The following is a 26,356-nucleotide window of genomic DNA, read 5'->3' on the forward strand; positions in this document are numbered from 1 at the left end:
TGACGCCCGGTCCGACATCGACGACGATGCCGGCGCCCTCATGGCCGAGGATGGCGGGGAAGAGACCTTCCGGATCGGCGCCCGACAGCGTGAAATCGTCGGTGTGGCAGATGCCCGTCGCCTTCACCTCGATCAGCACTTCGCCGGCCTTCGGCCCCTCAAGCTGAACCGTCATCACCTCAAGCGGCTTGCCGGCAGCGACCGCAACGGCTGCTCTTACGTCCATGGTTTCATCCCTTCCTGCTATGATTTGGTTCGCGCGACATTGGCATGGGCGCGCATCGCGGCTCAAGCCAAAATCAGACACTTAAAGCGGCAATTATCCAGTTTAAACCGGACAGTCGTTCTGCGCCATCGTTTCAAGAAACTCCGAAGGGAAAACCGCCGTGCGCCTTTCCCGAAATTGCACCGATGCCGTATTTCGATCAGGCAAACTCCATGATCACCGCATCGACGGCTAGGCTCTCGCCGGGTTTGGCGTTGATCTTGCCGACGACGAGGTCGCGTTCGGCGCGCAGGACATTTTCCATCTTCATCGCCTCGACGATGGCCAGCGTCTCGCCCGCCTTGACCTCCTGGCCCTCGGCGACGGCGATCGACACGACGAGGCCCGGCATGGGGCAAAGCAGCAGCTTCGACGTATCCGGCGGCAATTTGACCGGCATGAGCTTGTCGAGCTCCGCCTGGCGCGGCGTAAATACCCGGGCCCTGACCGAGATGCCCTGCCAATCAATGCGCAGGCCGTTCAACACGGTGCGGATCTGGACGGTCAACTTGCGATCGCCCACGGTGCCGACCCAGACGGCATCGCCGGGGCGCCAGTCGGTCGCAACCGTTGCGGTCTTGCCGCCCACCTGCATATCCATCTCGAAAGGAATGGTCACCACGCCCTCGAGCAGCGTAACGGGCAAATAATCAGCGCCGAGCTTGACGATCCAGCTTTCCCGCAACGGTCCAGCCGCGGGACGCAACCGATCGGCATAACGCTCCCGGCGGTTGGATTCGATGAGGCTGCAGGACAGGGCGACTGCGGCAAGCAGGGCGGTCTGGGCCTCATCCGGCGCTGCGGGCGCGAAACCTTCCGGATACTCCTCGGCAATGAAGCCGGTGGAGAGCCGGCCTTCGCGCCAGCGCGGATGTTTCATCAGCGCGGAGAGGAACGGCATATTGTGCTCGATGCCATCGACGACGAAGCCATCCAAAGCTTCGCCCATCGCCTCGATCGCCTCCAGCCTGGAGGGAGCCCAGGTGCAGAGCTTGGCGATCATCGGATCGTAATACATGGAGATCTCGGCACCTTCGAAGACGCCGGTATCGTTGCGGACGACCGACTTTTCCGTCTTGCCCTCGCGCGGCGGGCGATAGCGCGTCAGACGGCCGATCGAAGGCAGGAAATTGCGATACGGATCTTCCGCATAGAGCCGGCTTTCAACCGCCCAGCCGTTGAGCGTGATATCGGCCTGCTTGAAGGGTAGCTTTTCGCCGGCGGCGACGCGGATCATCTGTTCGACGAGATCGATGCCGGTCACGAGTTCCGTTACGGGATGCTCGACCTGCAGGCGGGTGTTCATTTCGAGGAAGTAGAAGTTCCGGTCGCGATCGACGATGAATTCGACCGTACCGGCGCTTTGGTAGTCCACGGCCTTGGCAAGCGCCACGGACTGCTCGCCCATGGCCTTGCGCGTCGCTTCGTCGAGGAACGGCGAGGGCGCTTCTTCCACCACCTTCTGGTTACGGCGCTGAATGGAGCATTCGCGCTCGCCGAGATAGACGACATTGCCATGACCGTCTGCCAGCACCTGGATCTCGATGTGTCTGGGGTCGACGACGAATTTCTCGATGAAGACCCGATCGTCGCCGAAGGAGCTTTTCGCTTCCGAACGGGCGCGCTCGAAACCGTCACGCACCTCGTCCTTGCTCCAGGCGATGCGCATACCCTTGCCGCCACCGCCGGCGGACGCCTTGATCATGACGGGATAGCCGATCTCGGCGGCGATCCTCTCGGCGTGATCGGCATTGTCGATGATGCCGAGATGGCCCGGAACGGTCGATACCTTGGCGGCGTTGGCGAATTTCTTCGATTCGATCTTGTCGCCCATGGCTTCGATCGCCTTCGGCTTGGGGCCGATGAAGACGATGCCTTCCTTCTCCAGCGCCGCGCAGAATGCGGCGCGCTCGGACAGGAAACCGTAACCCGGATGAACCGCCTCGGCGCCGGTCTCTTTGCAGGCGGCGATGATCTTGTCGGCGACGAGATAGCTTTCGGCCGCGGGAGCCGCGCCGATATGGACGGATTCATCGGCCATTTCGACATGCAGAGCATCCCGGTCGGCATCCGAATAGACGGCAACCGTCAGGATGCCCATCCGGCGCGCGGTCTTGATCACGCGGCAAGCGATCTCGCCGCGATTGGCGATCAGGATTTTCTTGAACATGCAATCTCCGCCCAAATACTCTATTCAGTCAGTGTTTTAGCCACAAATCGCGCTGTCGGTCCATGCGCAAGATGCCTGCGCTCATGCCGTTTTTTCCAATCTCGACTGTATGCGCTCCCGCCAGATGATGAAGAGACCCGAGCCGACGATGATGGCGATGCCGATCCATTTGGAAAGATTGGGAAAATCTCCAAAGATCGCATAGCCGAGAACGGTGGCGGAAATGATCTCGAAATATTGGAACGGGGCGAGCAGCGAAAGGGGCGCCAGCCGGAAGGCCCGGACCACGAGCATGTGGGCATAGCCTGAAATCGAGCCCAGAATCAGCAAAAGCACGAGACCGAGCGCGGAGACGGGCAGGGACGGCTGGAAATCGGCGATGCCGGCCGAATTGCCGGCGAACAGCGCAAACGCCATGAACAGAGTGCCGCCGGCACCCGCCATGATCTGCATGGTCAGCGGCGAATCCGCTTCTCCGACAGCGCGATTCATGAAGAGATAGAGCGCATAGAGAAAGGCGCAGGCAACCGGCAGCAATGCCTTGAGGCCGAAGATTGCGAAACTGGGCTGAATGACGATCATCGCCCCGCCGAATCCGATGACGATCGCCAGCCAGCGCCTCCAGCCGACCTTATCTCCGAGAAACAGGGCGGACAGGGCCGTCAGCATGAACGGCTCCACGAAATAGATCGCGAAGACGTCGGCGAGCGGCATATATTTCAAGGCCGCGAAGAACAGAAGACTGGCGGCGCCATGCAGGGCTCCGCGCAGCAGGTTCATCCAGGGACGCTTTGCCGAGAAGGCGGACCTCCCGGTCGCGGTCACTAGCAGCGGCAGCATGCATACAAGCTGAAAGAAGAAGCGGTAGAACGTCACCTGGCCGGGCGACATGCCCTCGAAACTCGCCATGTATTTGGCGATCGCATCCATCGTCGGGAGCAGGATCATGGCGCTGGCCATGATCGTCATGCCTCTGAGCGGATTCTGCTGCGTGGAGACGGTGGAAGAGACGGACATGGGCAGACATCAAACACAGGAAAGGCATGCAATCAAGGCGCGATCGGGGATGGGTCGCGAGACGCGGAGACTGTCATCGGAAAATGTCACACTTTTCCAATTGGGACACATCACGGTGGCGGGATGACGCCCTTAGACCTATCTGAAGCTTTGGAAACGGCTAAAACATAGATGCGCCGCACAAGATCGCCGGCGCAGCCAGGAAAAGGATCGCACCGATGTTCAAGCCAGAACAAGAGACGACCGTTTTTTCGGACGAGGGCGACGACACCCTGGGCGGACGCTTATCCATGGCCCGCGACGCGGCCGGCATCAGCCTCGAGACATTGGCAAGCCAGCTCGGCGTCAGCGAAGAGACCATGCTCGCCTGGGAATCCGATCGCGCCGAACCCAACCCGTCCGCCTTGGTCAAGATGTCGGCTCTCTTCGACGTTTCTCCGGTATGGCTGATGACCGGGGCAGGCGATGGGCCTGGGGAGGACAGCGACGAGCGCGCATTGGACGCCGTTCGAAACGAGCTTTCGCGACTGAGGACAGCCTATCAGGAGATCGGCCGGCTGATAGAGACCACGACCCGTCAGCTCGAGCGACTCGACCATCAGATACGGCTGCGCAATCTCAGCAAGGATGTCGCGCACTGATGACCGCACCGGATTTGCAAGCGGTCGAGATCGGAAGGAGAAAGCCCGCATGAGCGGGCTTTTCTGGTTCCTTGCGATCCTGATACGAAGACTTATTGATAGCTTTCCGTCGTGCCGTCGGAAAATACGGCTTTCTTCACATCAAGAGATGCTTTCGCCACACCGGTAGAAACCGGCCCGACAAGCTTGTCGTAGATTTCGCCTGAAATAAACGGGTTGTCTTCCCAGTAGAATATCGAATCGCTTTCCACGGTCTTGCCCGGCGCTATCTTGATGTCCAAACGGGCGAGCTGGTCGACCACCTTGTCTCCAAAAGCGTCGCTGATCGCTATGTTGAATTCTATTGCCACCACGGTCTTCTTGGAGCCGTTCTTGAGCGTGGGAACCAGAATGACCTGATCATTGAGTATCTCCCGACGGAAGTCGCGCCGTCGAACTTCAAGCTTCAATTTTGCCGGCGTGATTGAAGAGCCGGACCTCACGTCAGCGGGTTTCGGTACTCCCGCGGATATCGTGTTGTCCGCCGGCGCGTTCTCACCATCGATTTTTATGGCGTCGTAGCAGGTCAAGCGCTTCAATGAATCGGTTTCATCCCGGCAGCTTTTCATGTCGGCGCCGGCATCCGCCATGGCCGATGTCGCAAGAAGCATCAGAATTCCCAAAAGGTAAAATTGTTTCACGGTCGTCCCCACTCGCGCATTTGGCGCAAACTGACATGACGCCAAGCTGTGTCAAGCCGCCCATCGGATGTCCGTTGGCCCGGCTGAACCGGCGTCGCTTGCTTTTGCTGCTGTGGTGATTTTTGCGGAGGCCATACCCGCAGGCACTGATTTCAATGGATGGAACGATCATCAGCGTGCGGAATGTTTACAGTGGCCTCCGGCATGCTTCACGGGGAAGAACATGCTGCTGGAGTAAAGTATTGACCTGAAAACAAAAAACCCGGCCTAAGCCGGGTTCTTGGTGCGGTCGAGAAGACTCGAACTTCCACGGGTTGCCCCACAGCGACCTCAACGCTGCGCGTCTACCAATTCCGCCACGACCGCATCGTGGTAGGCCGAATTGCTCCGGCGCGGCTGCATGTAGCAAAAGCATTCGGGGGGCACAAGAGCGATGTGTCAGTTTTTTTAAATTCCTTCACAGCTCCTCCGATCGCATCGGTCCGAATGCGGTGGAAATGCCGTAGATGTTTGAATTTCCGCCCGAATAGCGCCATATGTGGACAACCCGTCGGCACGCAGGATTTCCACAAGTGCGGGCTGCGGCGCGCAAAGGACTGCCAATATGCTTCGCACCGAACTTTCTCACCAGATGTTTCCCGTTGACGGTACGCCGCCCGTTCGCTGGCGGATCAGCGATACGCTGGTGCCTTATGATGAAGCCGTCGCCACGATGGAGGCGGAAGTCGCCGCGATCGCCGAAGGCCGGGCATCGGAACTCGTCTGGCTGGTCGAGCATCCGCCGCTTTATACGGCAGGCACGAGCGCCAATGCCGCCGATCTCATCGAGCCGGATCGTTTCCCCGTATTCGCGACCGGACGGGGCGGCGAATATACCTATCACGGGCCGGGCCAGCGCGTGGCCTATGTCATGCTGGACCTCAAGTGTCGGCGGCAGGATATCCGCGCCTTCGTGGGCGCCCTCGAAGAGGTCATCATTCGCACGCTCGAATCGATGAACGTACGCGGCGAACGGCGCGAGGATAGGGTCGGCGTCTGGGTCAGACGTCCGGAAAGGCCGGCGTTGCCGGATGGCGCGGTCGCCGAAGACAAGATCGCGGCCCTCGGCATCCGTGTTCGCAAGTGGGTGACGTTTCATGGCCTGTCGCTGAACGTCGATCCCGATCTTGGCCATTTCACCGGCATCGTTCCGTGCGGAATCTCCGCCTATGGCGTCACCAGCCTTGTCGATCTCGGCTTGCCGGTGATGATGGCGGATGTCGACATCCGCCTGCGGGATGCTTTCGAGCAGGTATTCGGGCTGACCGTCAACGACGGCTAAGCATGTTTCCCTGATTGGAAGCCAAACATTAGAAACCGATCAAAGACATTTGCTCCGCCATATACCGGCGGAGCTCAGATCGTATTTCTTCGATGAAAAACGGCTGTCACGATATGAAGTGTTTTCACAGGAGCGATTCTTCTGCGTCTTCATCGGCAGGAGGTTCGATCTCCGCCGGAATACCGGGCTTCGATTCCACCAGACGTTCCATCTCGTCTTCGGCCTTGAGAAGATCGTGCAGTTTCTGATCGCTGAGAATATTGTCATGACTATCATGCGAGGTCATGCGGGTAACTCCTAGACCTCTGCAGGCGAGAGTGCGTTGTCTCTCTCAGCCGCTGGCGCCTACGGATTCGATCAGCCAACGGTGGATGGAGCCTACGCCCATCGAGGCGCTATGGCGACTCATTTCGCGTAGCCGGCAATCAACCTCTAAGAGTATCACGCTGCAAATGCCGGGTGTCGGGTCTGTCACCCGCCAAAGAAAATGCCCTGGACGGGAGAGCATCCAGGGCACAGAGAGGGGAACTGCCCTAAAGAGATTAGGGCGGCGCCTTCATACTTCAAGGCTTGGGAACGATGCGGAAACGCCGCCTGTCTGCGCCATCCGCCTGATCGCGAAACAGTGATTGCCGGTTGCCCGCCATCTGGCTTTTGGGGCCGACGCGGTGGTGATATCGTTTTGCGTGCAGGATCCGTGAGGGTTCTCACCGCAATGTCTCCGCCGGCCGGACAACCGCAAGCCACCGGGCGGAAACGTTTCGAAACGGACGGAGACACGGACGAAACACCGCGAATGTAGCGGTTGTTTCGATGCAAGTTCTGTTGAAGGGAATTGGAAGATGAAGATTGCTATGAACGCGTCCCGATATCGAAGGATGGGTGGGAAGGCGTTGTTGATTGTTGCGTTGGCCGGGCTGCCGATCGCGAGCCACGCCGCGGACCCCAAGCCGGATACTAAAAACTCGGCTTCCAGCTTCAGCTATCGGCGGGCTGATCTTGGCAGCGGCTATTCCACCTCGAGCATCCTGAAGATGCCGAACAATTCATCCTATTTCGTGACGTGCAATTGCGACGACCGCACATTGCAGGACATGACATGCCCGACTCAGGCCTATGCCTGCACTTGCGTTCCGCATGCCTATCTGATGTGTCAGTAAAAGGCGCGAGATCACATGAGCAAATCAACGATAAAGCGGCTGTTCGTCATTTGCGCCGTCGCGTCCATGCCGTTTGCTGCCCTGGCGCAGCAGAGCGATCCCCCGACACAGACCACCGGCCCGAACTATTCTTTCAGCGTGGGGTCTCGTCCAGCCGACATCGGTACCGGCTTCTCCATCTATAGCGCGACCTCGGCCACGGCCGATCAGCAGTTTCACGTCCAATGCAATTGCAACGATTTCAGCCTGGCTGTCGCGACTTGTCCGGCTCCGCGTTATGAGTGCTATTGCAGCCCGAGTGCGTCGCTCGTCTGCGAGTAGAATGGCTTCAATACCTGCTGTGCCATATCGGCACCCGGGCTGATTGGACCAATGGCGAATCACGTAGCGCCGCGAACTGCCATCGCAGATTGTCCTTCAGGCCAAGTCACTCTTTTTGATGGCTATTTTCGTACAGTCTCCGTTCATGTTCGTCCGCATATGGTGTCTTCCGTCGCCCCCGGATCGCGCGTCGATTGACAATCGACAGGGACGATACGATTAATAGTTTCGACATTCGTCATAGAGCGGAGGAAATGCCAATGACAAGTCGTGCCATTCTGTTGATGTCTTTTGCGTCTCTCACAGTTGTAGGCTCGATGGGCCTCGCTTCTTCGGCTTCTGCGCTCACCATGAAAGAGTGCAGCGCCAAATATCAGGCCGCTAAAACCGCTGGCACCTTGAACGGCCAGAAGTGGAACGACTTCCGCGCCACGCAGTGCAGCGCAGATGCGAGCGCTACCACGACGACCACTCCGGCGGCGACCGCTCCCGCTGCTGCGGCACCGTCCAAGACGACGAAGACGACCGCGGCCGCGAAGGTCGATGCAAGCGAACCGGATGCCACCAAGCCGCCGGCAACCGAACCCGCAAAGCCGACGACGGCTGCACCGGCTGGCGTGAGCTTCCCGACGAAAGTCGACGCCAAGTATGCCAGCGAGACTGCCGGCAAGGGCCGTTTCCACACCTGCGTCGATGCCTACAATGCCAACAAGGCCAAGAATTCGCTCGGCGGCCTGAAGTGGATCCAGAAGGGCGGCGGCTATTACAGCCTCTGCAACACCAAGCTCAAGGGCTGAGTGCAAACCTGACCGACCGTACAGCGGGCGCCTCTACGGCGCCCGTTTTCGTATGGATATCCTAATCCCGCGTCTTATCCCATTTCTTCACAAGACGGTCGCGCTTGAGCTTGGAAAGCCGCTGAAGCCAGAAGATGCCGTCCAGCTGATCGATCTCGTGCTGAATGCAGATGGCCAGAAAGTCACTCGCCTCCGCTTCATGTACTTCGCCGGCAACGTCCTGATAGCGAAAGCGAATGGATTTCGGCCTGACGATCTCTTCGGTCACGCCCGGCATGGAAACGCTGCCTTCCGTATGGCGCATGCTCTCCTGGGACGACCACACGATCTGCGGATTGACATAGGTACGCACGCCGTCTTCGCGGCTGAGTTCAATCACGACAACCCGCTTGAGGACACCGATATGCGCGGCCGTAATGCCGACGCCGGGGGCGGCACGCATCGTATCGAGGAGATCGCCTGCAAGCACGCGCAGGTCGTCATCGAAGACGGTGACGGCAGCGCAGGCGGTGCGAAGCAGCGGATCTGGGAAGCGGACAATGGGGCGGGCGGTCAAGGTACTCTCTATCGAACGAAGGGACATCTGTAGACTTGCCAGGATAGGGACAAGGCGAGGACAATACCACCGTCTCGATAACTGAATTCTCTATAGCAGCATTTTCCTCTATCTCTTTGCTTATGAGCTGTTTTTCGATTTATAGCGTTGTTGATATTTACCGAGCGCGTACGTCTTCGATTCGGAGCCGGTCCGTTCCGGCTTCGCCCGGTTCAGTGACGGCCGACCGCAATCATGCTGGAGGTTATTTCATGTTCGCCGCGCTAGCGACCTTTTGGTTTGCGCGTCGCCAGCGAGAAGGCCATGCCCTACAAACCCATGAAAATTGACTATTACGTAAAAGTCAATATTATGGCTGTCAGCAGAAGGGGCCGGATTCTTGGTTGACGGATACTATAGCATAACGGAGCTCACTCGGGAATTCGGCGTTTCGACCCGAACCTTGAGGTTCTATGAAGACGAGGGTCTCATTCAGCCCGAGCGCCGGGGTCGTACGCGTCTGTTCCGGCCCGCCGACCGACGTCTCATTCAAGAAATTCTCCGCGGCCGCCGCATCGGCTTCACCATTGCCGAAATTCGCGAGATCATTCAGGTCTATCGGGAGCCTCCCGGCGAAATCGGCCAGTTGAAGCTGCTGATGAAGCGTGTCGATGAAAAGCGCGATGAACTGCGCCAGAAGCGCAAGGATATCGACGATACGCTCAGCGAACTCGACAATGTCGAGGAGGCCTGCCTCGGACGTCTCGCCGAAATCGGCGTGGGCACCTGATCGCCTGACCACGATATAAGCACGCAATAGCGCGGCCATAGTGCCGGCAAGAATGCTTTCTAAAAACTGAGCGTTCTTAGGGAGTTATTGGCGTGGCAACAAGAATTTCATCTGCCCTCGTCATGCTCGCGGCCGCTATTTTCGCGAGTGCCGATGGCAGCCGCGCGGCTGATATCACCCAATCGGATATTCAGGTCGCCTACGGCCTTTTGCTTGACGGCAAGGATGCGATCTATGGCCAGCAGGTGTGTCACATTCATGCCCGCTGCCAGCTTGTCGACGACCGGAAGACCCAAGTTGAAGTGAGCGTGACCATCGACTCCATACTAGGTCTGTCGGGAGAGGTCAGCGTTCAGTGCAGCAGACCCGACTGCTCTTTCCTGAACGAGGCAAGATCCGCCAGGCTGGAAGGTGCCGTCGGCGGAGACAGGTCCCGTCAATTCGAGCTCTAAGCCGGCGCAGATGCCCCAGTCAGGAACGATCTGGTTTATCGCACGCGAACGACAATCGGCCGGATATTCCTTCTATTTGGAAACCAGTAGGCAGCGCCTGAACGATCCCTCGAGCGATTCTTCAGTCCCATTGACTCAAAGCCAGCGGCGTGTGCGCTTGCAGTAAAATTCGAATTCGCAGCCGAAGCGCGAGAGGAGATGCATTTCCTCGCAGCGGATGACGAGCAGTGTCGTCAATGCGGCTGCTGCCGCCGCCATCGCCACGAACCAGAGATTGCCGATCAGCAATCCGAGGCCCGCCGTCAGCAAGGTATAGCCGAGATAGGTCGGGTTGCGGGTGAAGCGAAACGGGCCTGACGTCACCAGATGCGCGGTGCAGCGTTGGGTCAGCACGGTGGTGCGTCTTTCCAGCAGCGTCTTGACGGCCCAGACATTCAGCGTCACCGCAAAGGCCGTCAGCAAGGCTCCGACGATCCATGAAGCGAGAGCCCAGGCAAACGGCAAGGGCAGCGGATACCACCGCTGGAGGTACAGCGCCGCAATGACGGCCAGGCTATAAAGCAGCGGCGGCCACGGAAAGCTTAGCGACTTCGAACGATAGGCATTCATGGAATAACCCTGTCATTGCGCTTGTTCCGTGCATTGTATCGCGATTCGGCTTATGCGTTCATCGCTATCTGCTTTGATCGCCCCCGATTCCAGGGGTTTGAAGAGATCCTGCGCCTGCAACTTGTCGAGCGTGCATTGGCAGAAGCTTCGGCACATGGTTTCGCTTCCCGACCGCGTGCAGGAGGCGACGCATTGTCTGATGTAGCCGACCGTCGGATCCTGCTGCGGCGCCGGTGCCACCACCGAGAGAAGATAGACAAGGCCGAACAGGACCGGCTGGTGAAGCAGATAAAAGATCAGGCTGTGGCGGCCGGTGCGGGCGATCAGATTGCGGCCCTGGCCGAATTTCGCCAGACGTTCGAGCCAGCCGAGCGATAGTGCCAGCTGTGCCATGCCGAGGCCGAAGAGGAACGGTGTCAGCCATGGGAAGAGGGGCACATAATCGTTCGAACGCTGGATGTTTTCCGACAGTCCGACCCACCATAGCCAAGGCGCGTCGAAAAACGTCGAATGCAGCGACAGCGGCGCAACGACATTGTCGATGACGATGCCGACTGCGAGCAACGCAGCGATCAGAAGCGTGGCGAATGCCGGCAGGCGCAGGAACAGCAGCCCGATGAGGCTCGCCGCCGCGATGCTGTGCAGGATGCCGAAGAATATCCATTCGTCGCGCATGCCGATGAAGGTGACGAGCGAGATCGCCAACGCCGCGGCCACGATCATGCCCAGCCGCCGCCAATAGGAGCGCCAGCGGATTTCGGGCGTGTTGGCGAGCACGAGGCTGAAGCCGGCCAGGAACAGGAAGGTGCTGGCGATGGCGCGTGCATAGAGCTTCAGCCAGCCGGTTTCGGCGGTGCCTGAATCGAGATAACCGAAGAATTCGAAATCCCAGGTGCAGTGATAGCTCGCCATCGCCAGCAGGGCGATGCCGCGCGCCGTGTCCAGAATGCCGATGCGAGGCGTCTTCGGGGGTGCATCGGCGCTCTCGGCGATGGCGGCCATTGCGGATTCCTTCCGGGCATGAACTCAAATCTTGCGCGCCGGCGCAGGCCGGCGCGGCCTTGTCATTGCATATCGCCGTCCATGATGGCCAGACGAGCATCCGAAAAAAACTGTCGGCGAATCAGCACGACGATGATGAAGAGCGTCGTTGCCATGAAGACATAAGGGCTGAGGAACCAGCCGAGATAGCCGATGGACAGGAAGATTGCCCTCAACCCGGCATTGAAGCTGCGCGCTGCGATAATGTTCATGCGCACCACACGCTCCGCTGCCCGTTCTGCGCCCAGCGGATCGAGAATGGCTTCCTCGCGCATCGGCAGTGAGCCGAAGAGAATGGTGCAATAGTTGAACAGGCGATAGGCCCAGCCGAATTTGAAGAAGGCATAGCCGAACAGACAGGCAAGCCCCGCCACCTTGATTTCAAATGCGGTCCTGCCGCTGTTGAAGACGAAGGGCAGATCGGAGAAGAAGGCGTTGACCTTGTCGGTCGCGCCCAGCAACGCGAAGCAGCTGCCGATGGCGAAGATCGAGGTGGATGCGAAGAAGCCGGTGCCGTTCTGAAGGCCGGAGAGAATCTGCGTGTCGATCATCTTCAGGTCGCGACGCAGCGAATTGTAGATCCATTCGCGCCGGCGCTCGTTCATCGCCAGCGTCAGGCTGATGCGGTTGAAGAATGTTGCGCTGCTGGTGATCCAGTTCAGCGCGACCCAGAGAAAGATGAAGAGGGCGAGGGCGACATAGTCGGCTGTCGTCATATAGGCAGATTCTCCAGATCGATCCGACGGGGACTGTATCCGAGCACGAGCGGGGCGCAATGGCCTTCTGTTTGCCTCCCCTCATGCCTATATGTAATGTCGCTACCATGAAATCCGATGTCGGCCAATCGCCGTGCAAGCTTGCCCCGATAGCGTAGCCTTGCCAGAAATCGATTTGCCTGGGAGGCACTCAAAGTCCATGTTTCTTTCAGTTTTCGATGTATTCAAGATCGGTGTGGGACCATCCAGCTCGCACACGATGGGGCCGATGTCGGCCGCGAATCGCTTCCTTGACTTGCTGCTGTCGAACGAATGGCCGCGCCCGTCGTCGAACGTGCATGTCGACTCGATCAGGGTCAGCCTGCATGGCTCGCTGGCCCATACAGGCATCGGCCACGGCACGGGCAGGGCTGTCATTCTCGGCCTGATGGGCGAGAGACCCGATAGCGTCGATCCCGACCATATGGACGGCATTATTGATGAGGTCGAGCGCCAGGGGCGCATCATGCCGCCGGGTCATCCGGGCTATCGGTTCCAGCCTAGGACAGACCTGATCTTCGACAAGAAGGTGCCGCTGCCCGGCCATGCCAACGGCATGAGTTTCTCCGCCTTCGACAAAGACGACCGCCTGCTGGTCAAGCGCATCTATTACTCCGTCGGCGGCGGCTTTGTCGTGACCGATACGGAGCTCGAGCAGGTGCGGGCCGACAAGAAGAAGCCGGCTGGGGCAGGCGCGCGCATTCCCTTCCCCTTCGCCAGCGCCAAGCAGATGCTCGACATGGCCCAGCGGTCCGGTCTTTCCATCGCGCAGATGAAGCGCGCCAATGAAGAATCGCACATGAGCGCCGAAGAGCTGGATGCCGGCCTCGACCGCATCTGGGCTGCCATGAGCAGCTGCATCGATCGCGGCCTCAAGGTCGATGGCATCATGCCCGGCGGCCTGAAGGTGCGCCGGCGCGCGCGCGCGATCCATGACAAGCTTCAGGAAGAATGGCGCAGCAACCGCATCAATCCGCTGCTCGCCAACGACTGGCTCAGCGTCTACGCCATGGCCGTCAACGAAGAGAATGCGGCCGGTGGACGCGTGGTGACGGCGCCGACCAATGGTGCGGCCGGCGTCATCCCGGCGACGATCCGCTACTATCAGCATTTTCACGAGGACTGGGATCAGGACGGCATTCGCAACTATCTGCTGACGGCCGCCGCCGTCGGCGGCATCATCAAGCACAATGCCTCGATTTCCGGCGCCGAAGTCGGCTGTCAGGGCGAGGTGGGGTCTGCGGCCGCCATGGCGGCTGCTGGGCTTGCCGCCGTCATGGGGGCAACGCCGGAGCAGATCGAGAACGCCGCGGAAATCGCGCTCGAGCACCATCTCGGCATGACCTGTGATCCCATCGCCGGCCTGGTGCAGGTGCCGTGCATCGAGCGTAACGCCCTCGGTGCGGTCAAGGCGGTCACGGCTGCCTCGCTCGCGATCAAGGGCGACGGCCAGCATTTCGTGCCGCTCGACGCCTGTATCGAGACCATGCGCCAGACCGGCTACGACATGAGCGAGAAGTACAAGGAAACCTCGACCGGCGGTCTTGCCGTGAATGTCGTGGAATGCTGAGTGGACACCTGATCTAAAAGCTTGACGCTGCCGGCCAAAAGGATTTCAACGGCGGTATGGCTTTGCATCTCATCAAATTGTGCGTCGGCGCGGATTCGTTGGAGGATCTGCGCGAATGGGTCTCCGAGCGGGCGATGAACGCCATCGCCGCCGGGCTGGAGCCGCATACGACCCATACGACGCGCATGGTGCCGAAACGGATTGAGGAGCTGCTGGACGGCGGCTCGCTCTACTGGGTCATCAAGGGGCAAGTGCAGGCCCGGCAGAGGCTGCTCGGGATCGAGACGTTCACCGATGCCGAGGGTATTCAGCGCTGCCGGCTGATCCTCGACCCAAGCGTCATCGAGACGACCGGCCAGCCTCGTCGGCCGTTTCAGGGGTGGCGCTATCTGCCGCAGGATGACGTACCGCGCGACCTCGATAGTCTTGGTGCCGCGGCCGAGTTACCCGCCGATCTGCGGCGGGAACTATCCGAACTCGGACTGCTGTAGCTCGGCTGCTTAAAGCAGTTTAGCTTCCCGCTCCATCTCATTGTTTTTACGCAACTCCGAGCGGGAAACCGTTCTACGCTTTTTCTGGCGTCTCTCTAGCGCAGCCGCATCATGATCGGTGCCCGGCCGGTCGGGGCCGTGATGTGCAGATGAATATGAGCTTCAGGCTGCGAGTAGCGCCACGCGCGCGCGCCGTGGCAAAGCAGGATGCCGATCAGATCTTTCGTCTTGTTACGCGAACGCGATCGACTGAGACCCAGGTCCGCCAGCCGCATCGCCGCCTCATGCAGCGGATGAAGAGCGAAGCTCTTCGGTTTCATCTTGCCCCCGCCATCGAGCGAGAAACCCGGAAAGTTCTCGTTCATTGCCATCTCAAAACCCCGTACACGTTACAAACTCAGGGCCGGCCCGTTTGACATTCGAAGCCGGAAAGCCGGGCTTTTCAAGAAGGCCCGACCAATTCTCAAATCATGCGGCGATGAAAGCCATGGCCGCATTTCTATTCCATACTCGCCCAGCACTTTACGCCGGCTCGCTTGAGCGCCTTGCAGGCATTGAGTGCCTCGCCCTGATCTCCGAAACCACCGAAGCGGGCGCGGTAACCGCCGTCGAAGGCGACCGCGTAGGGCTTGGCCGACCGCAAAGCCTTGCCGCCCTTGTTCTTTGCTGTATCCAGCAAGTCGGTCGCCCCGTCCTTGCTGGAGGAGACGCCGATCTGAACGACCCAGCCAGTGGGGCCGCGTTCGGCCTTACCTGCCTTCGCGACCTTTTCAGTTTTCTCGGATTTCTCGGCACGCTGCAGCTTGACGAGCTTCGTGTCACTCTTGGAGGTCGATGCGGTCGTTACGGTATCGACTTCATCCTCATCGCCTTCGTCCGACGGAGAGACGGACGCGGTCTCGTCGTAGGCGGGGCGCTGGACCGGCTCAGGCTTTGCCGAGAGCAACGGATTTGAGGATTGAGGCGTTACCGCCGCGAAAGCTGCCGCGCTCGATGGGCGAGCGTCAGCGACCTCGACCGTTTGGTCATTCTTGATCTTGGCGCGGCTGATATCGGCCATGCGCGCGCTCGCAGCCTGGATATTGGGCGTGGTAGCCGGCGTCTGCGCGATAACATTCGTCGCAATATGCTTCGTCGATGCCACGGGCAGATAGGCGGCAATCAGCTTGCGCATCTGGTTGTCGCGAGCCGGCGTGGAAGCGCCGCCCAGGACGACGCCAACGATGGAGCGTCCATCGACCTTTACGGAGGTCGCGAGATTGTAGCCCGCGGCGCGGGTATAGCCAGTCTTGATGCCGTCGACCCCGCGAACCGAACCGATCAGATGGTTGTGGCCCGGTATGACGCGATTGCCGAGCCGGAAGCTCGTTTCGGAGAAGAAGCCGTAATATTGCGGAAAATGCTCGCGCAGAGCGATGCCGAGACGGGCCTGATCGCGCGCCGTCGTCATCTGCGCGGTATTCGGCAAGCCGTTCGGGTTGCGGTAGGTCGTGCGCGTCATGCCGAGAGCGCGCGCCTTGTCGTTCATCATGCGGGCGAAGTTTTCTTCCGAGCCGCCGAGCATCTCGCCAAGCCCCATCGCCGCATCATTGGCTGATTTGGTGACGATGCCGAGGATCGCCTCGCGAACGGTTACGGAGTGGCCGGCGCCAATGCCGAGTTTCGTCGGCGCCTGCGCGGCGGCATTCCTGGAGAAGACGACGGGGGTATCGAGAGTGATGCGGCCTGCCTCCAGCGCCTCGAAGGTCAGATAGACCGTCATCATCTTGGTCAGCGAGGCGGGATAGTGGAGCGTATCGGCGTTTTCACTATAGAGGACGTTGCCGGTATTGGCGTCGATCACGATGCCTGCATATTTCGAACCGGCGGCGCTGGCATCAACGACGGTTACGGTGACCGTTGCCGTCGCAATCGAAAAACCAAGAAGCGCTCTCGCCAGAATCTTACCGGTTTGAGACGACGAAACGGGAAGAATTGATCTGGACACTAAATCACTCTCTGCTTGCATTAACATTCTCGATTATCCGGTCGCCGCCTCCATGAACGCCCGTTGCGTTCGACAATAGAGGCTTAGCGTTACCAATCGGTTTATGATGAACAGTTGGTTTCAGGTTTCTGTGCCATTTTAGCGGCCGCCAGCAGCAGTCGCCGCGGAAGTAGGGTTATCCACAAGGCGCGTCCTGACGAAGTTCTGGACGGCGGCGTCCATGGCGCGCCAATCCCCAAGCTGATTGCTGGAAAACCGGTAGAGAACGCTCAAATCCTTGCCGACCTTGACGTCTCTCTGGCAATCGCCGCTCGTCGCAAGTGCCGGCGAGGAGGGAAGCAGGCAGCGAACGGCATAGTCAGGCTCGCCCGGTCGTGGCGCCGTCAGAAGCACTTCACCGTTATAGCCGGCATCCGCACGCAGGCGATGTGCCGTGAGGTCGAAGGGGCCGGCATAAGCGGCGCCATCCATCAATTGCGAATAAATGGGCTCAAGCCGGCCGGACATGTCGCGGGACATCGTGCTCTGGCTCATTTGCAGGAAGATCAGCGACGACGACTGGGAGATATCGTCGAAGCGCATCCGGTCGGCTTCGCTATAGCCCTGCATCTGCGGCCATGTCAGATAGAGATCGACGCGTTCGGCAGTACCGTCCACACGCTCGCTCGGGAAGCGTATCGTGTTCGCGGCCAGGCGTATGGTATCGTCGCCGATCGTAACGGATATGGGCCTGGTGTCGATCGTATGGCCGGCCAGTGAAATTTTCTCGCCAAGCCAATGGCCGCCAATGGTTATCGCGACGGTAAGGGCCGCCAGAACGGCAACGCCTGCGGTGAGCCGATAGACAAAGCCGCTCGACACCAGCGGCCTTTCTTCGATCATTGAGGCGGACGACAGAAGAGGAGCCATACTCTTGCCTTCAGTTCCCTCCGCTCCGATCGCCATCATTAATGGCAAAACCGAGCGGCTTTCGACCTTTATTGAGTCTCGTTGGGAATGATGATTGGCGCCATGATGGTTAACCGTCGGTTAAATATAGATCGCAAGCCATGCTAATGGCGCACTTATATTCCCGGGACGTTTCCGGCCTCCGCTCCGAGGCCAGTCTCACAACGAAAAAGAGCCGTTCCCCGGGACAGTGGGAACGGCTCAGAGGCACCGGCCTGGACAGAAATCAGGGGACTAGACCGGGCCTCTGACTTTGATCATCGGCGCTAGGCCGCCAACGATCGTGTAGGAGCGGAACTTATTTCAAGCTGCCAACTGCGACGGCGCGGCCATCCTGGATCTTGACCCAGCGGGCCGGATCGTTGGCGGACTGGCGCTTGAGGAAGGTATATTCGGTCTCGGACCAGAGCTTCACCTTGTTGCGCATGTTGTCGAGGATGAAGTCGCCGCGATCCGTACGGACGGTCAGGACGGCATGGCCTTCGCCGTTCGGCTGCAGCACGACGGTCATGAGCAGGTCGGAAGGCGAGAAACCGGCATCGATGAGTTCCTTGCGCTTCAGAAGCGCGAAATCCTCGCAATCGCCGGCAGTGGTCGGGATCGCCCATTTTTCCTCGACGCCGTAGAGCTCCATGTCGGTCATCGGCTTGATCGTCGTGTTGACCGTGTAGTTGATCTGCAGAATCGTCTTCCAGCTATCCTGGGTGAGGATGACCGGACCGGCGTCGCCGCCGGCATAGGCGCACTCCCGCGGGTTTTCCTTGCAGAACTCGTAATGGCCGATCGGAGGAGCGGCATCGCCGGTGATCGTCATGCTGGCGGGCGCGGCCTGAGCCGGACCGAAGAAGCCGAGAGTGAAAAGTGCCAGAGCGGCGCAGCCGCGAAGTACGGATTGAAAGTTCATGTCCCTGTCCCTGTTTTTATTGGGATCAGAATGACACGCATGATTTTATCCGACGCAAAATTGCACAGTCAAATTAAGGACTTAGTTGATTCAAATCTGGATCAAACTTTCATAAAACACGCAGAAAACTTGAATCAAGTTCGCGTCAAATTCGATTAAAATTCGAGTGATTTCGGTATGGGATGGCGGGAGGGGGAAATCGCGTATCGAGCTGTTTTAGAATGGTTTCCCGCAGGCGGAATTCTTAACATGCCGGTGCCAATTCGGATGAAAATCGTGCCGTCCTGAAACAGGTTGCATACGCCAGTGCTCAATCGGGGCGGCGAAAATGGCCTTGTCTGCGCAAGACTGTCCCATTTTGGGAAAGACGGCTCAAAAAATTATTATTGATGTCTATCGGGAATTCCGCCGACGAAGCCCGTCGGTCATACCGATGATCGCGGCGGCCATCTCCTCGACCGCCGGCGAATGGGCTGCGTTCGAAACGATAGTCAGTTTCGCCTCCGGCCAGGCCTGGGATAGTTCCCAGGCGGTAACGAGCGGCGCCTCGAGATCCAGACGACCCTGGATCATCGTGCAGGGGATGCCGGCGAGGCGATGGATGTCGCGCAATATCTGGCGTTCCTCCAGCCAGGCCAGATGATGAAAATAGTGGGTGATGATCCTGGCGCGCGCCGCCAGGTAGAGAGGGTCCGACCAGCGCGCTGACAGGGTCGCGCGGGGATCGATCAGGATCGAGGCGGCCTCCCATGCGTGCCAATCCCTGGCGGCCTTCACATGGATTGCCGGATCCGGATCACGCAGAAGGCGATAATAGGCGGCGACAAGATCGCCGTCGCGATCCTCTTCCGGCACGGCTGCCCGAAAACGCGCCCATTCATCCGGAAAGAAGCGGCCAAGCCCGCGATAGAGCCAGTCAATTTCCGATTGCCTCGTCATGGTGACGCCGACGAGGAGCAAGCCTTCGATCCGTTGCGGATGGGTTTCGGCGTAGACAAGCGCAAGCGTGCAGCCCCAGGAGTTGCCGAACACCATCCAGCGCTCCAAGCCGAGTTGCAATCGCAGTTGCTCGATATCGGCAACGGTATGCCAAGTGGTGTTGCTCGCGAGATCGATCGCCGGTTCCGACGCATGCGGGAGGCTGCCACCGCAGCCGCGCTGGTCGAACTGAATGATCCGGTAATGTTGCGGATCGAAATAACGTCGCGTTCCAGCGGAGCTGCCGGACCCCGGACCGCCATGAAGGATGAGAACCGGAGTGCCGTCCGGAGTGCCGGATTGCATCCAATGGATCCGCTGGCCGTCGCCGACATCCAGCAGGCCTTCATCAAAAGGAGTTATGTCCGGATAGAGCATCTTGCCGTCACGCTTGAAAGAAAAGACAGGCGTCGCTGTTTCGCGATGCCGCGTGACGGGAAGATGACGATACTAGAGAAATTCGCGCAAGGTCTCGCGCGACTGCAGCGACAGGAACTCGATCGCCACGCCTTCCATGAAATGGCGTACGACGCGGCCGCGCATGTTGCCGAGGCGCACCGGTGTTCCGATCACGGGGCGGACTTCGACATCGACAGCGGCGCCCGAGAGCGAAAGGTCCATGATGCGGCAGACATATTGCGTGCCGTCTTCAAGCGTGAGCTCGCTGCGGGTATCGCGCGGCATCAGACGATCGTGGCGGCGATCTTCCGGCAGGCCCAGCTCATGTTTGTTGGCAAGCCATGTCAGCTGCGCGGCAAGCTTTTCGCGCTTCCGCTCGGTCGCGTTGATCGACATGCTGAAGCCGCGGCCATCGACCGCAACGACATTGCCCTCGACGCGGCCGAGATGGTCGATATAGGCAATGACGCGCTCTTCTGCGCGCGGACGTCCCGCACAAGTGACATAGAGATCACCCGGCGACATCTCCGTCACCAGGCACTCGAACTCGTCATAGTTGGCCAGCATCAGGCGGCCCTGCATATTGATCGGAACCCGCTGAAAGGTCCGCTGATCGTTGCGGATGGCATTGCCTGCCATGTGATTGGGCCGCGTCGCATGGGCCGGCTGGAATGAGTGCATGGAAGCGTCTTAAACCCTATTGCGTCTCTTCCAACTATTAGCGGCAACTCCTTAAAGTAAGGTTGTCTTTCCTGAGGCTTAACTTAGAGACGACGGCCGATTTTGTCCCGTACTGGATCAATCCCGGCACGGTCGCGTCCGTTCTTTGCTTGAATCAACTTCTGGCGCATCCATTCGCCCAGGCTGACGCCGCCTTGAAGCGGCAGCATATCGGAAGGATCGGGATGGTGTTGTGCGTCGACAAGCCGGGCGGGGCGCTCGTGAAGCAGGCGGCTGCGGTCGAGCGCCAGAAACTCCAGGCGTTCGTTGCCCAGCCATGTCGAATGAACCGCGGGCGTAAGACAGCCCAGCAATCTGTCGCAGGTGTCGCTCGATGTGCGAAGCGGCATCAAGACCATCTCGAAAGCCATGCTGCGGCCGCTGATGCAATAACCCGTCGCGTTGATCGACGCGGGAACGACGTGCGTCATCACGCCGGCAGCGATGCGGACGGGATCGTCCTGCTGGCTGCTGGCCCAGAGCGCCGCGAAATTCTCGCCGCGAATCTCGCGTCCCATGAGGTTGCAGATTGCCGTGCCCGCCAGGCGGAAGCGCGGGCTGTCATCCGCCGTATTTTCCAGAATGAACAGCTCCGGGAGAATATGGCTCACGGCAGATGGCTGTATCAGATTGCGCAAGGGTGCATCCGCGTTGCCGCGTATCTGCTCCCAGTAGGTAAATATCTCTATGCTCGTCTTCTGGCGCATAATGCGTCCGTGTCCCATTTCAGTTCAATTGCAAAGGCATTCATTGCCTCCAGCTTCCGCGTTGCGAAATCCATGCCAGAACCGGGCCGTTAGGGTTAACGAAAGGTTGCGATTGCCTTTCGCGGCGGCAAATGAAAGAAATCGTTCATCACTTCACGAAGTGACATTCAGCACGAATTTCCCGGGTGCCGGGCAGGCCTTCAAGGCTAAGTCCGGAGAGAAGCACCCGATACGCCGTCCGTCACCGCCGGGCGGCTTTTTTTTTGACGTGCGCTGCGCTATGGGTCGGTAACTTCTAGAGAAAGCCGAGCAAGACATGGACGATGAACAGCTGCCGCGCCCCGAGCCGGAAAATCCGCGGCCGCAGCAGCGCGCTCCAGTCTTCAATCTACCCCCCATCATTGTCGCCAGCCTCGCCGTCCTGATCGTGGTTTTCGCGGTCATGAACCTGCCGTGGTGGTCGGACGATACGCTGAACTGGATCTATTTCACCTTCAGCTTCATTCCGGCGCGCTATGCCTTCCCTTTGTCGCAGCAAGGACTGGAGTGGCTTTGGACACCCGTCACCTATTCGCTGCTGCATGGCGGGATCGAGCATATCGTCTTCAACGGCCTCTGGCTGATGGTCTTTGCGGCGCCCGTGGCGCGGCGCATCGGCGCCCTGCGCTACGTGATTTTCTGGATTCTCTCGTCCGCGGCCTCCGCCTTCATGCATGCCGCACTCTATTGGGGCGACCAGACGCTTCTGATCGGCGCCTCCGGGGTGGTCTCGGCGCTCATGGGCGCAGCTTGCCGCTTTGCATTTCCTGTCACGGACGGTCGCCGGGTCTCGATGCGGCAGGCGCACCTCAACCCGCGCCTCGGCATTCTCGGCTCGCTTCGCAGCCGTACCGTCGTCGCCTATATCGTCATGTGGATCGCAGGCAACGCGCTCGTGGCCTTCGGAATCACGCTTGCCGGCGACAGTTCGCAGCCGGTGGCGTGGGACGCCCATATCGGCGGTTTCCTGTTCGGATTTCTGCTCTTTGCGCTGTTCGACCGTCAGCCGCCCCGGGAGGCCCGGGAAGCTTTACCACTCGATGAATGAACTGTTGCTTTCTCACTGACACAGGCGCACGATTATTGTCCGTCGGTTGCGAGATGAGGAGATCGACTCGACCGACGGGCAAGGCGCCGGTTTGAGCTCCGGGGGTAATTTCGGAACATATCGGACGCTTCAGGTGTTCAGCATGCTTTCGAGATGGGAGGATCGAATGTCAGTTTCCGTAAAGGCCATACTTGAGGCCAAGGGCCGCGATGTCGTCACGACTGGCGGCAACACGTCGGTTGCCGAGGCCGCGAAGATTCTCAATGAGAATCGTATCGGCGCGATCGTCGTCGTGGGGCCGGGCGGCAAGATTTCCGGCATATTCACCGAGCGGGATGTCGTCAACGCAGTTGCCAAGCATGGCCAGGAATGCCTCGAAAAGCCGATCGCTTCGCTGATGACGGCCAAGGTGTATCGCTGCAAGGAAGACACCACGACCGACGAGCTGATGGAGCTGATGACCATGCGTCGCTTCCGTCACGTCCCCGTCGAAGAAAAGGGCAAGCTTTCCGGCATCATCTCCATCGGCGACGTCGTCAAATGGCGTATCCGCGAGATCGAACTCGAGGCCGAACAGATCAAGGCCTATATCGCCGGGTGAACGGACCCGGAATCGGATGAGATCAAGCGATCGGCCAAAGGCCGGTCGCAGCCCGGCGCTATAGGCGTGCGTAGGTTTCCTGCATGCGCCGGATTTCCGGCAATCTCGTCAAAGCCTCTTCATAGCCGCGCTCGATGGCCTCGCCAGCGCGATGGAACTCCGAAAGACCGATATCGCTCAGACGCGGATGCAGTGCGAGATCCGGCGGATCGCCGGCCAGACGGGCGCGCGCGATCCTGTCCTGTATGATGTTGAAGGCCTGCACCATGACGCCGGTCATGCCGAGCTTCATGGGTGCCGTATCGTCACGACGCAACAAATCGCCGTTCGGCTGGCCGACGCTATGCTTGACCACGGCCGAGCGGCCGAAAAGGTCATAGTGCAGATTGACCGCCGCGACGAGCGGCTGCTCATAGGACCGGCATACGGAAACCGGCACGGGATTGACGAGAGCGCCATCGACCAGGGTGCGACCGTTGCTCCGAACCGGTTCGAAAATGCCGGGCAGGGCATAGGACGCCCTGAGCGCCGTAATCAGCGAACCGTTGGCGATCCAGACCTCATGGCCGGTATTCAGCTCCGATGCGACGGCCACGAAAGGACGGTCGAGATCCTCGATCGAAAGTCCTTCCAGGTGCTCCTGCATGCGCTTGGTCAGCCGCATGCCGCCGAACAGGCCGCTGCCGCCGATGGTGAGATCGAGAAGGCTGGCGATGCGGCGCATCGTGAGCGAGCGGGCAAAAGCCTCCAGCTCGTCGAGCTTGCCGGCAAGATAGCAACCGCCAACCAAGGCGCCGATCGATGTGCCCGCGATCATGCCGACGGCGATGCCTGCCTCGTCGAGGGCGCGCAGAACGCCGATATGCGCCCAGCCGCGCGCAGCGCCGCCACCAAGCGCCAGCGCAATCTTGACCTTCTTGGGCGGAGCGGGAGGGATAAGCGGGCTGGACGTATCCTGCGAAGGGCCTGAACCGGTCGAGTTCTGTCCGCCAGTATGACGATTCAACCCCCAATTCAGCATGTAAGGCCTCCTCCGAGGCCTAGTATGCCTCAGCTAAAATACTGTCCCTTTTTCGTTTCCAAATCGTATACTGGTTGTAGCTTCTTCGAGCACTTCGCCGATAAGTCTACTGTTTGTAAACTTCTTCCGGATCGAAATGCAGGTGATCGTCGACCACGCTCAGCATCGGCTTGCCGTCTTCGAGCTCGACCGTACGGTAGAAACAGGAACGACGACCAGTATGGCACGTCGCATCATGTCCGGCGACCTCGACTTTCAGCCAGATGGCATCCTGATCGCAATCGGTACGGATTTCCTTCACCGCCTGCAGATTTCCGGAGGTTTCGCCCTTCTTCCAGAGTTTTCCGCGGGAACGGCTGAAATAATGCGCCGTGCCTGTCTTGATCGTCAGCGCAAGAGCTTCGGCATTCATATGCGCGACCATCAGCAGTTCGCCGTCATGCGCGTCGGTCACGATCGCGGTAATCAGGCCGCGATCGTCGAAGCGGGGCGTGAAATCGCCCGCATCTTCCAGCTCGGATTTGTCCTCGGAAGGCGCGTTGAAAATCAAATTCATCTCCGGCTCTTTCGTTGAAGCCCGGTCAGCGGCCCCGGACCAAAGACATGAAACGGGCCTGCTCGGCCGGATCGGCCTTGAAGGCACCCGTGAACGTCATCGTCAGCGTCGAGGAGCCCTGCTTCTGCACGCCGCGCATGGCCATGCACATATGCTCGGCTTCGATCATGACGGCGACACCACGCGGACGCAGCGTATCGTCGATTGCATTGGCGATCTGCGCCGTCATCGCTTCCTGAGTCTGCAGGCGGCGACCGAAAATATCGACGACACGGGCGATCTTGGAGAGCCCGAGCACGCGGCCGTTCGGCAGGTAGGCGACGTGCGCCTTGCCGATGATCGGCACCATGTGGTGTTCGCAATGCGAGAAAAACGGAATATCTTGCACGAGGACGATGTCATCATAGCCGGAAACCTCTTCGAAGGTGCGGCCGAGTACGTCCTCGGGGTTCAAATCGTAACCGGAGAAGAGCTCGCGGTAGGCCTTGGCAACGCGCGCCGGCGTATCCAGCAGGCCTTCGCGCTGCGGATCGTCGCCCGCCCAGCGGAGCAGAACGCGAACTGCGTCCTCGGCTTCCTTCTGTGAGGGGCGTTCGGAATCAACGGCTTGCGGAAAGTTCTTTACAATGGCGTCCATTACCTGTGGATCTCCTGACCCGCTAAGCGGATATCATCTGTCGGACTCGCCACTGGCATTCTCCGAAGCGCGGAGATTTCGTACCTTTGGCGGGCTCCGGGGCGTTCTGGCTGGCGGACAAGCCTGCCGTCCTGCACGGTTTCCCATCAAACTTACAGAAGACCATTGCATTTCGATGGTCTTCGAACGACATACATATAGTATGGCATTGTCCCTGTGAAAGTGTCCTAAACGGACACGCTGTGTTTTTTGTTACGAAACGCAAAACGGGGGCATCGGAGCAAAATCTGTGATGGACGACATATACAACAGCAAAATCCTGGAGTTTGCCGGCAATATCGAACGTATCGGCAGTCTTTCCGACGCCGATGCCAGTGCCCAGGCCCATTCCAGACTGTGCGGTTCTCGCGTAAAAATCTGGCTGAAAATGGACGGCGACGTGGTGACCGATTTTGCCCATGACGTCAAGGCCTGCGCGCTGGGTCAGGCCTCGTCCTCGATCATGGCCCGCCATGTGGTGGGCGCTTCGGCGGACGAAGTGCGAAAGGCTCGGGAAGATATACTGGCCATGCTCAAGGCCGACGGTGAAGGGCCGCACGGGCGCTTCGAGGACATGCGCTACCTGAAGCCCGTTCGGGATTACAAGGCGCGCCATGCGTCGACCATGCTGACATTCGATGCCGTCGTCGATGCGATCGGGCAGATCGAGGCAGCGCGGACGGGCGGCAACGCCAAGACCGCTGAAGCTGTCTGACCGGAGCTTCGGGCAATGTGCCAATTCTGTCTCATGCAGGATGATGATGAAGACGAGGGCGGCGCTGCTCCTTCCAAGCGAGCGCGGCGCGACACGTCACCGGCCGGAGGCAGGGCGATCAGATCGCGCAACTATACCGGCCCTTTCCGCAAGACACCGGACCGGCTTTTCGGCATGGGCCTCATTCGCCTGTATCAGCTCACGCTTTCCGGCTTCATCGGCAATTCCTGCCGCCATATCCCGACCTGCTCGGAATACGGCTATGAGGCCGTCGCCCGCCACGGGCTTTGGGCCGGCGGCTGGATGACGCTGTTTCGCGTCGCGCGCTGCGGACCGGGAGGCACCAGCGGGCTCGATCCGGTGCCCGGCGAGCTGGAGCGCCGATACCATTGGTGGACGCCCTGGCGCTACTTCCGTCTCGGCCGGAAGGCAGCCTGATCCG

The 26,356-nt window shown here is 59.6% G+C and carries 31 protein-coding genes and 1 tRNA gene; 12 read left to right on the forward strand and 20 right to left on the reverse strand.

The window, feature by feature from the left end; translation table 11 throughout:
* From GR212_RS34290 to GR212_RS34300, 3 genes are all read right to left on the reverse strand, one after another.
* Positions 1-226, reverse strand: a 226-nt coding sequence (locus GR212_RS34290) for an alcohol dehydrogenase catalytic domain-containing protein (protein WP_163994055.1), incomplete at its 3' end; no start/stop codon positions are given.
* Positions 227-425: 199 nt separating this feature from the next.
* Positions 426-2,435 (reverse strand): acetyl-CoA carboxylase biotin carboxylase subunit, encoded by a 2,010-nt coding sequence (locus GR212_RS34295; protein WP_163994056.1) that lies wholly within the window; start codon positions 2,433-2,435, stop codon positions 426-428.
* Positions 2,436-2,516: 81 nt separating this feature from the next.
* Positions 2,517-3,452, reverse strand: a complete 936-nt coding sequence (locus tag GR212_RS34300) for a DMT family transporter (RefSeq protein WP_163994058.1) — start codon at positions 3,450-3,452, stop codon at positions 2,517-2,519.
* 218 nt (positions 3,453-3,670) lie between these two features.
* Here GR212_RS34300 and GR212_RS34305 point away from each other — a divergent pair, with 218 nt between their 5' ends.
* Positions 3,671-4,093: a helix-turn-helix domain-containing protein gene (locus tag GR212_RS34305; RefSeq protein WP_163994060.1), complete on the forward strand. Its 423-nt coding sequence runs from the start codon at positions 3,671-3,673 to the stop codon at positions 4,091-4,093.
* 92 nt (positions 4,094-4,185) lie between these two features.
* Here GR212_RS34305 and GR212_RS34310 read toward each other — a convergent pair whose 3' ends face one another.
* Both GR212_RS34310 and GR212_RS34315 read right to left on the reverse strand, forming a co-directional pair.
* The gene (locus tag GR212_RS34310) at positions 4,186-4,773 is read right to left on the reverse strand and encodes a hypothetical protein (protein WP_163994062.1); all 588 of its coding nucleotides are present in this window, start codon (positions 4,771-4,773) and stop codon (positions 4,186-4,188) included.
* A 281-nt stretch (positions 4,774-5,054) separates the two neighbouring features.
* Positions 5,055-5,139: transfer RNA gene (locus GR212_RS34315), tRNA-Leu, on the reverse strand.
* Between the two features lie 238 nt (positions 5,140-5,377).
* Between GR212_RS34315 and lipB the strand changes: the two genes are divergently transcribed.
* Positions 5,378-6,094 (forward strand): lipoyl(octanoyl) transferase LipB, encoded by a 717-nt coding sequence (gene lipB, locus GR212_RS34320; RefSeq protein WP_163994064.1) that lies wholly within the window; start codon positions 5,378-5,380, stop codon positions 6,092-6,094.
* Between the two features lie 124 nt (positions 6,095-6,218).
* Here lipB and GR212_RS34325 read toward each other — a convergent pair whose 3' ends face one another.
* Positions 6,219-6,380, reverse strand: a complete 162-nt coding sequence (locus GR212_RS34325; protein WP_163994066.1) for a hypothetical protein — start codon at positions 6,378-6,380, stop codon at positions 6,219-6,221.
* Between the two features lie 889 nt (positions 6,381-7,269).
* Here GR212_RS34325 and GR212_RS34330 point away from each other — a divergent pair.
* A complete protein-coding gene (locus GR212_RS34330; RefSeq protein ID WP_163994068.1) occupies positions 7,270-7,575 on the forward strand; it encodes a hypothetical protein in 306 nt (101 codons plus the stop codon).
* A 260-nt stretch (positions 7,576-7,835) separates the two neighbouring features.
* Positions 7,836-8,372, forward strand: a complete 537-nt coding sequence (locus tag GR212_RS34335; protein ID WP_163994070.1) for a hypothetical protein — start codon at positions 7,836-7,838, stop codon at positions 8,370-8,372.
* 61 nt (positions 8,373-8,433) lie between these two features.
* Here GR212_RS34335 and GR212_RS34340 read toward each other — a convergent pair whose 3' ends face one another.
* The gene (locus GR212_RS34340; RefSeq protein ID WP_163994072.1) at positions 8,434-8,928 is read right to left on the reverse strand and encodes a peptide deformylase; all 495 of its coding nucleotides are present in this window, start codon (positions 8,926-8,928) and stop codon (positions 8,434-8,436) included.
* 379 nt (positions 8,929-9,307) lie between these two features.
* On the opposite strand from GR212_RS34340, the gene GR212_RS34345 reads away from it, so the two are divergent.
* Positions 9,308-9,697 carry a MerR family transcriptional regulator gene (locus tag GR212_RS34345; protein ID WP_163994074.1) on the forward strand — a complete coding sequence of 130 codons (390 nt, stop codon included), beginning with the start codon at positions 9,308-9,310 and terminating at the stop codon, positions 9,695-9,697.
* Positions 9,698-9,789: 92 nt separating this feature from the next.
* Positions 9,790-10,149: a hypothetical protein gene (locus GR212_RS34350; RefSeq protein WP_163994076.1), complete on the forward strand. Its 360-nt coding sequence runs from the start codon at positions 9,790-9,792 to the stop codon at positions 10,147-10,149.
* A gap of 135 nt (positions 10,150-10,284) precedes the next feature.
* Here GR212_RS34350 and GR212_RS34355 read toward each other — a convergent pair whose 3' ends face one another.
* From GR212_RS34355 to GR212_RS34365, 3 genes are all read right to left on the reverse strand, one after another.
* Complete coding sequence (locus GR212_RS34355; protein ID WP_163994078.1) at positions 10,285-10,758, reverse strand: methyltransferase family protein; 474 nt, start codon at positions 10,756-10,758, stop codon at positions 10,285-10,287.
* Positions 10,759-10,770: 12 nt separating this feature from the next.
* Positions 10,771-11,760 carry a DUF1624 domain-containing protein gene (locus GR212_RS34360; protein ID WP_163994079.1) on the reverse strand — a complete coding sequence of 330 codons (990 nt, stop codon included), beginning with the start codon at positions 11,758-11,760 and terminating at the stop codon, positions 10,771-10,773.
* A gap of 62 nt (positions 11,761-11,822) precedes the next feature.
* Positions 11,823-12,515 carry a DUF599 domain-containing protein gene (locus tag GR212_RS34365; RefSeq protein ID WP_163994081.1) on the reverse strand — a complete coding sequence of 231 codons (693 nt, stop codon included), beginning with the start codon at positions 12,513-12,515 and terminating at the stop codon, positions 11,823-11,825.
* A 199-nt stretch (positions 12,516-12,714) separates the two neighbouring features.
* On the opposite strand from GR212_RS34365, the gene GR212_RS34370 reads away from it, so the two are divergent.
* Both GR212_RS34370 and GR212_RS34375 read left to right on the forward strand, forming a co-directional pair.
* A complete protein-coding gene (locus GR212_RS34370) occupies positions 12,715-14,124 on the forward strand; it encodes an L-serine ammonia-lyase (protein WP_163994083.1) in 1,410 nt (469 codons plus the stop codon).
* 56 nt (positions 14,125-14,180) lie between these two features.
* Positions 14,181-14,615, forward strand: a complete 435-nt coding sequence (locus GR212_RS34375) for a DUF1489 family protein (protein WP_163994085.1) — start codon at positions 14,181-14,183, stop codon at positions 14,613-14,615.
* A 95-nt stretch (positions 14,616-14,710) separates the two neighbouring features.
* On the opposite strand, the gene GR212_RS34380 is transcribed toward GR212_RS34375, so the two are convergent.
* From GR212_RS34380 to GR212_RS34410, 7 genes are all read right to left on the reverse strand, one after another.
* Positions 14,711-14,986 (reverse strand): hypothetical protein, encoded by a 276-nt coding sequence (locus tag GR212_RS34380; protein WP_163994087.1) that lies wholly within the window; start codon positions 14,984-14,986, stop codon positions 14,711-14,713.
* 128 nt (positions 14,987-15,114) lie between these two features.
* Positions 15,115-16,623, reverse strand: coding sequence for a serine hydrolase (locus tag GR212_RS34385; protein ID WP_163994142.1), 1,509 nt, complete (start codon positions 16,621-16,623; stop codon positions 15,115-15,117).
* Between the two features lie 117 nt (positions 16,624-16,740).
* Positions 16,741-17,511 carry a hypothetical protein gene (locus GR212_RS34390; protein ID WP_163994088.1) on the reverse strand — a complete coding sequence of 257 codons (771 nt, stop codon included), beginning with the start codon at positions 17,509-17,511 and terminating at the stop codon, positions 16,741-16,743.
* Positions 17,512-17,848: 337 nt separating this feature from the next.
* Positions 17,849-18,454: a transglutaminase-like cysteine peptidase gene (locus tag GR212_RS34395; RefSeq protein ID WP_163994090.1), complete on the reverse strand. Its 606-nt coding sequence runs from the start codon at positions 18,452-18,454 to the stop codon at positions 17,849-17,851.
* Positions 18,455-18,847: 393 nt separating this feature from the next.
* Positions 18,848-19,810 carry a prolyl aminopeptidase gene (gene pip, locus GR212_RS34400; protein WP_163994092.1) on the reverse strand — a complete coding sequence of 321 codons (963 nt, stop codon included), beginning with the start codon at positions 19,808-19,810 and terminating at the stop codon, positions 18,848-18,850.
* A 72-nt stretch (positions 19,811-19,882) separates the two neighbouring features.
* Positions 19,883-20,512 carry a PilZ domain-containing protein gene (locus GR212_RS34405; RefSeq protein WP_163994094.1) on the reverse strand — a complete coding sequence of 210 codons (630 nt, stop codon included), beginning with the start codon at positions 20,510-20,512 and terminating at the stop codon, positions 19,883-19,885.
* A gap of 83 nt (positions 20,513-20,595) precedes the next feature.
* Positions 20,596-21,258 carry a PAS domain-containing protein gene (locus GR212_RS34410; protein WP_246726200.1) on the reverse strand — a complete coding sequence of 221 codons (663 nt, stop codon included), beginning with the start codon at positions 21,256-21,258 and terminating at the stop codon, positions 20,596-20,598.
* 316 nt (positions 21,259-21,574) lie between these two features.
* On the opposite strand from GR212_RS34410, the gene GR212_RS34415 reads away from it, so the two are divergent.
* Together GR212_RS34415 and GR212_RS34420 are read left to right on the forward strand one after the other, a co-directional pair.
* A complete protein-coding gene (locus GR212_RS34415) occupies positions 21,575-22,345 on the forward strand; it encodes a rhomboid family intramembrane serine protease (protein ID WP_163994098.1) in 771 nt (256 codons plus the stop codon).
* A gap of 166 nt (positions 22,346-22,511) precedes the next feature.
* Complete coding sequence (locus GR212_RS34420; RefSeq protein ID WP_163994100.1) at positions 22,512-22,946, forward strand: CBS domain-containing protein; 435 nt, start codon at positions 22,512-22,514, stop codon at positions 22,944-22,946.
* A gap of 58 nt (positions 22,947-23,004) precedes the next feature.
* On the opposite strand, the gene GR212_RS34425 is transcribed toward GR212_RS34420, so the two are convergent.
* The 3 genes from GR212_RS34425 to folE form a co-directional block, all read right to left on the reverse strand.
* Positions 23,005-23,967, reverse strand: a complete 963-nt coding sequence (locus tag GR212_RS34425; protein ID WP_163994102.1) for a patatin-like phospholipase family protein — start codon at positions 23,965-23,967, stop codon at positions 23,005-23,007.
* Between the two features lie 106 nt (positions 23,968-24,073).
* On the reverse strand, positions 24,074-24,523 hold the full coding sequence (hisI, locus tag GR212_RS34430; protein WP_163994104.1) for a phosphoribosyl-AMP cyclohydrolase: 450 nt from the start codon (positions 24,521-24,523) through the stop codon (positions 24,074-24,076).
* A gap of 25 nt (positions 24,524-24,548) precedes the next feature.
* On the reverse strand, positions 24,549-25,160 hold the full coding sequence (gene folE, locus GR212_RS34435) for a GTP cyclohydrolase I FolE (protein ID WP_163994106.1): 612 nt from the start codon (positions 25,158-25,160) through the stop codon (positions 24,549-24,551).
* Between the two features lie 289 nt (positions 25,161-25,449).
* On the opposite strand from folE, the gene GR212_RS34440 reads away from it, so the two are divergent.
* Together GR212_RS34440 and yidD are read left to right on the forward strand one after the other, a co-directional pair.
* Complete coding sequence (locus tag GR212_RS34440) at positions 25,450-25,914, forward strand: iron-sulfur cluster assembly scaffold protein (RefSeq protein ID WP_348643597.1); 465 nt, start codon at positions 25,450-25,452, stop codon at positions 25,912-25,914.
* 15 nt (positions 25,915-25,929) lie between these two features.
* Positions 25,930-26,352 carry a membrane protein insertion efficiency factor YidD gene (yidD, locus tag GR212_RS34445; RefSeq protein ID WP_163994109.1) on the forward strand — a complete coding sequence of 141 codons (423 nt, stop codon included), beginning with the start codon at positions 25,930-25,932 and terminating at the stop codon, positions 26,350-26,352.
* Positions 26,353-26,356 lie beyond the last annotated feature (4 nt).

The organism is Martinezella lusitana (genome assembly GCF_010668395.1).
In the GTDB taxonomy this organism is placed as follows: domain Bacteria; phylum Pseudomonadota; class Alphaproteobacteria; order Rhizobiales; family Rhizobiaceae; genus Rhizobium; species Rhizobium lusitanum_A.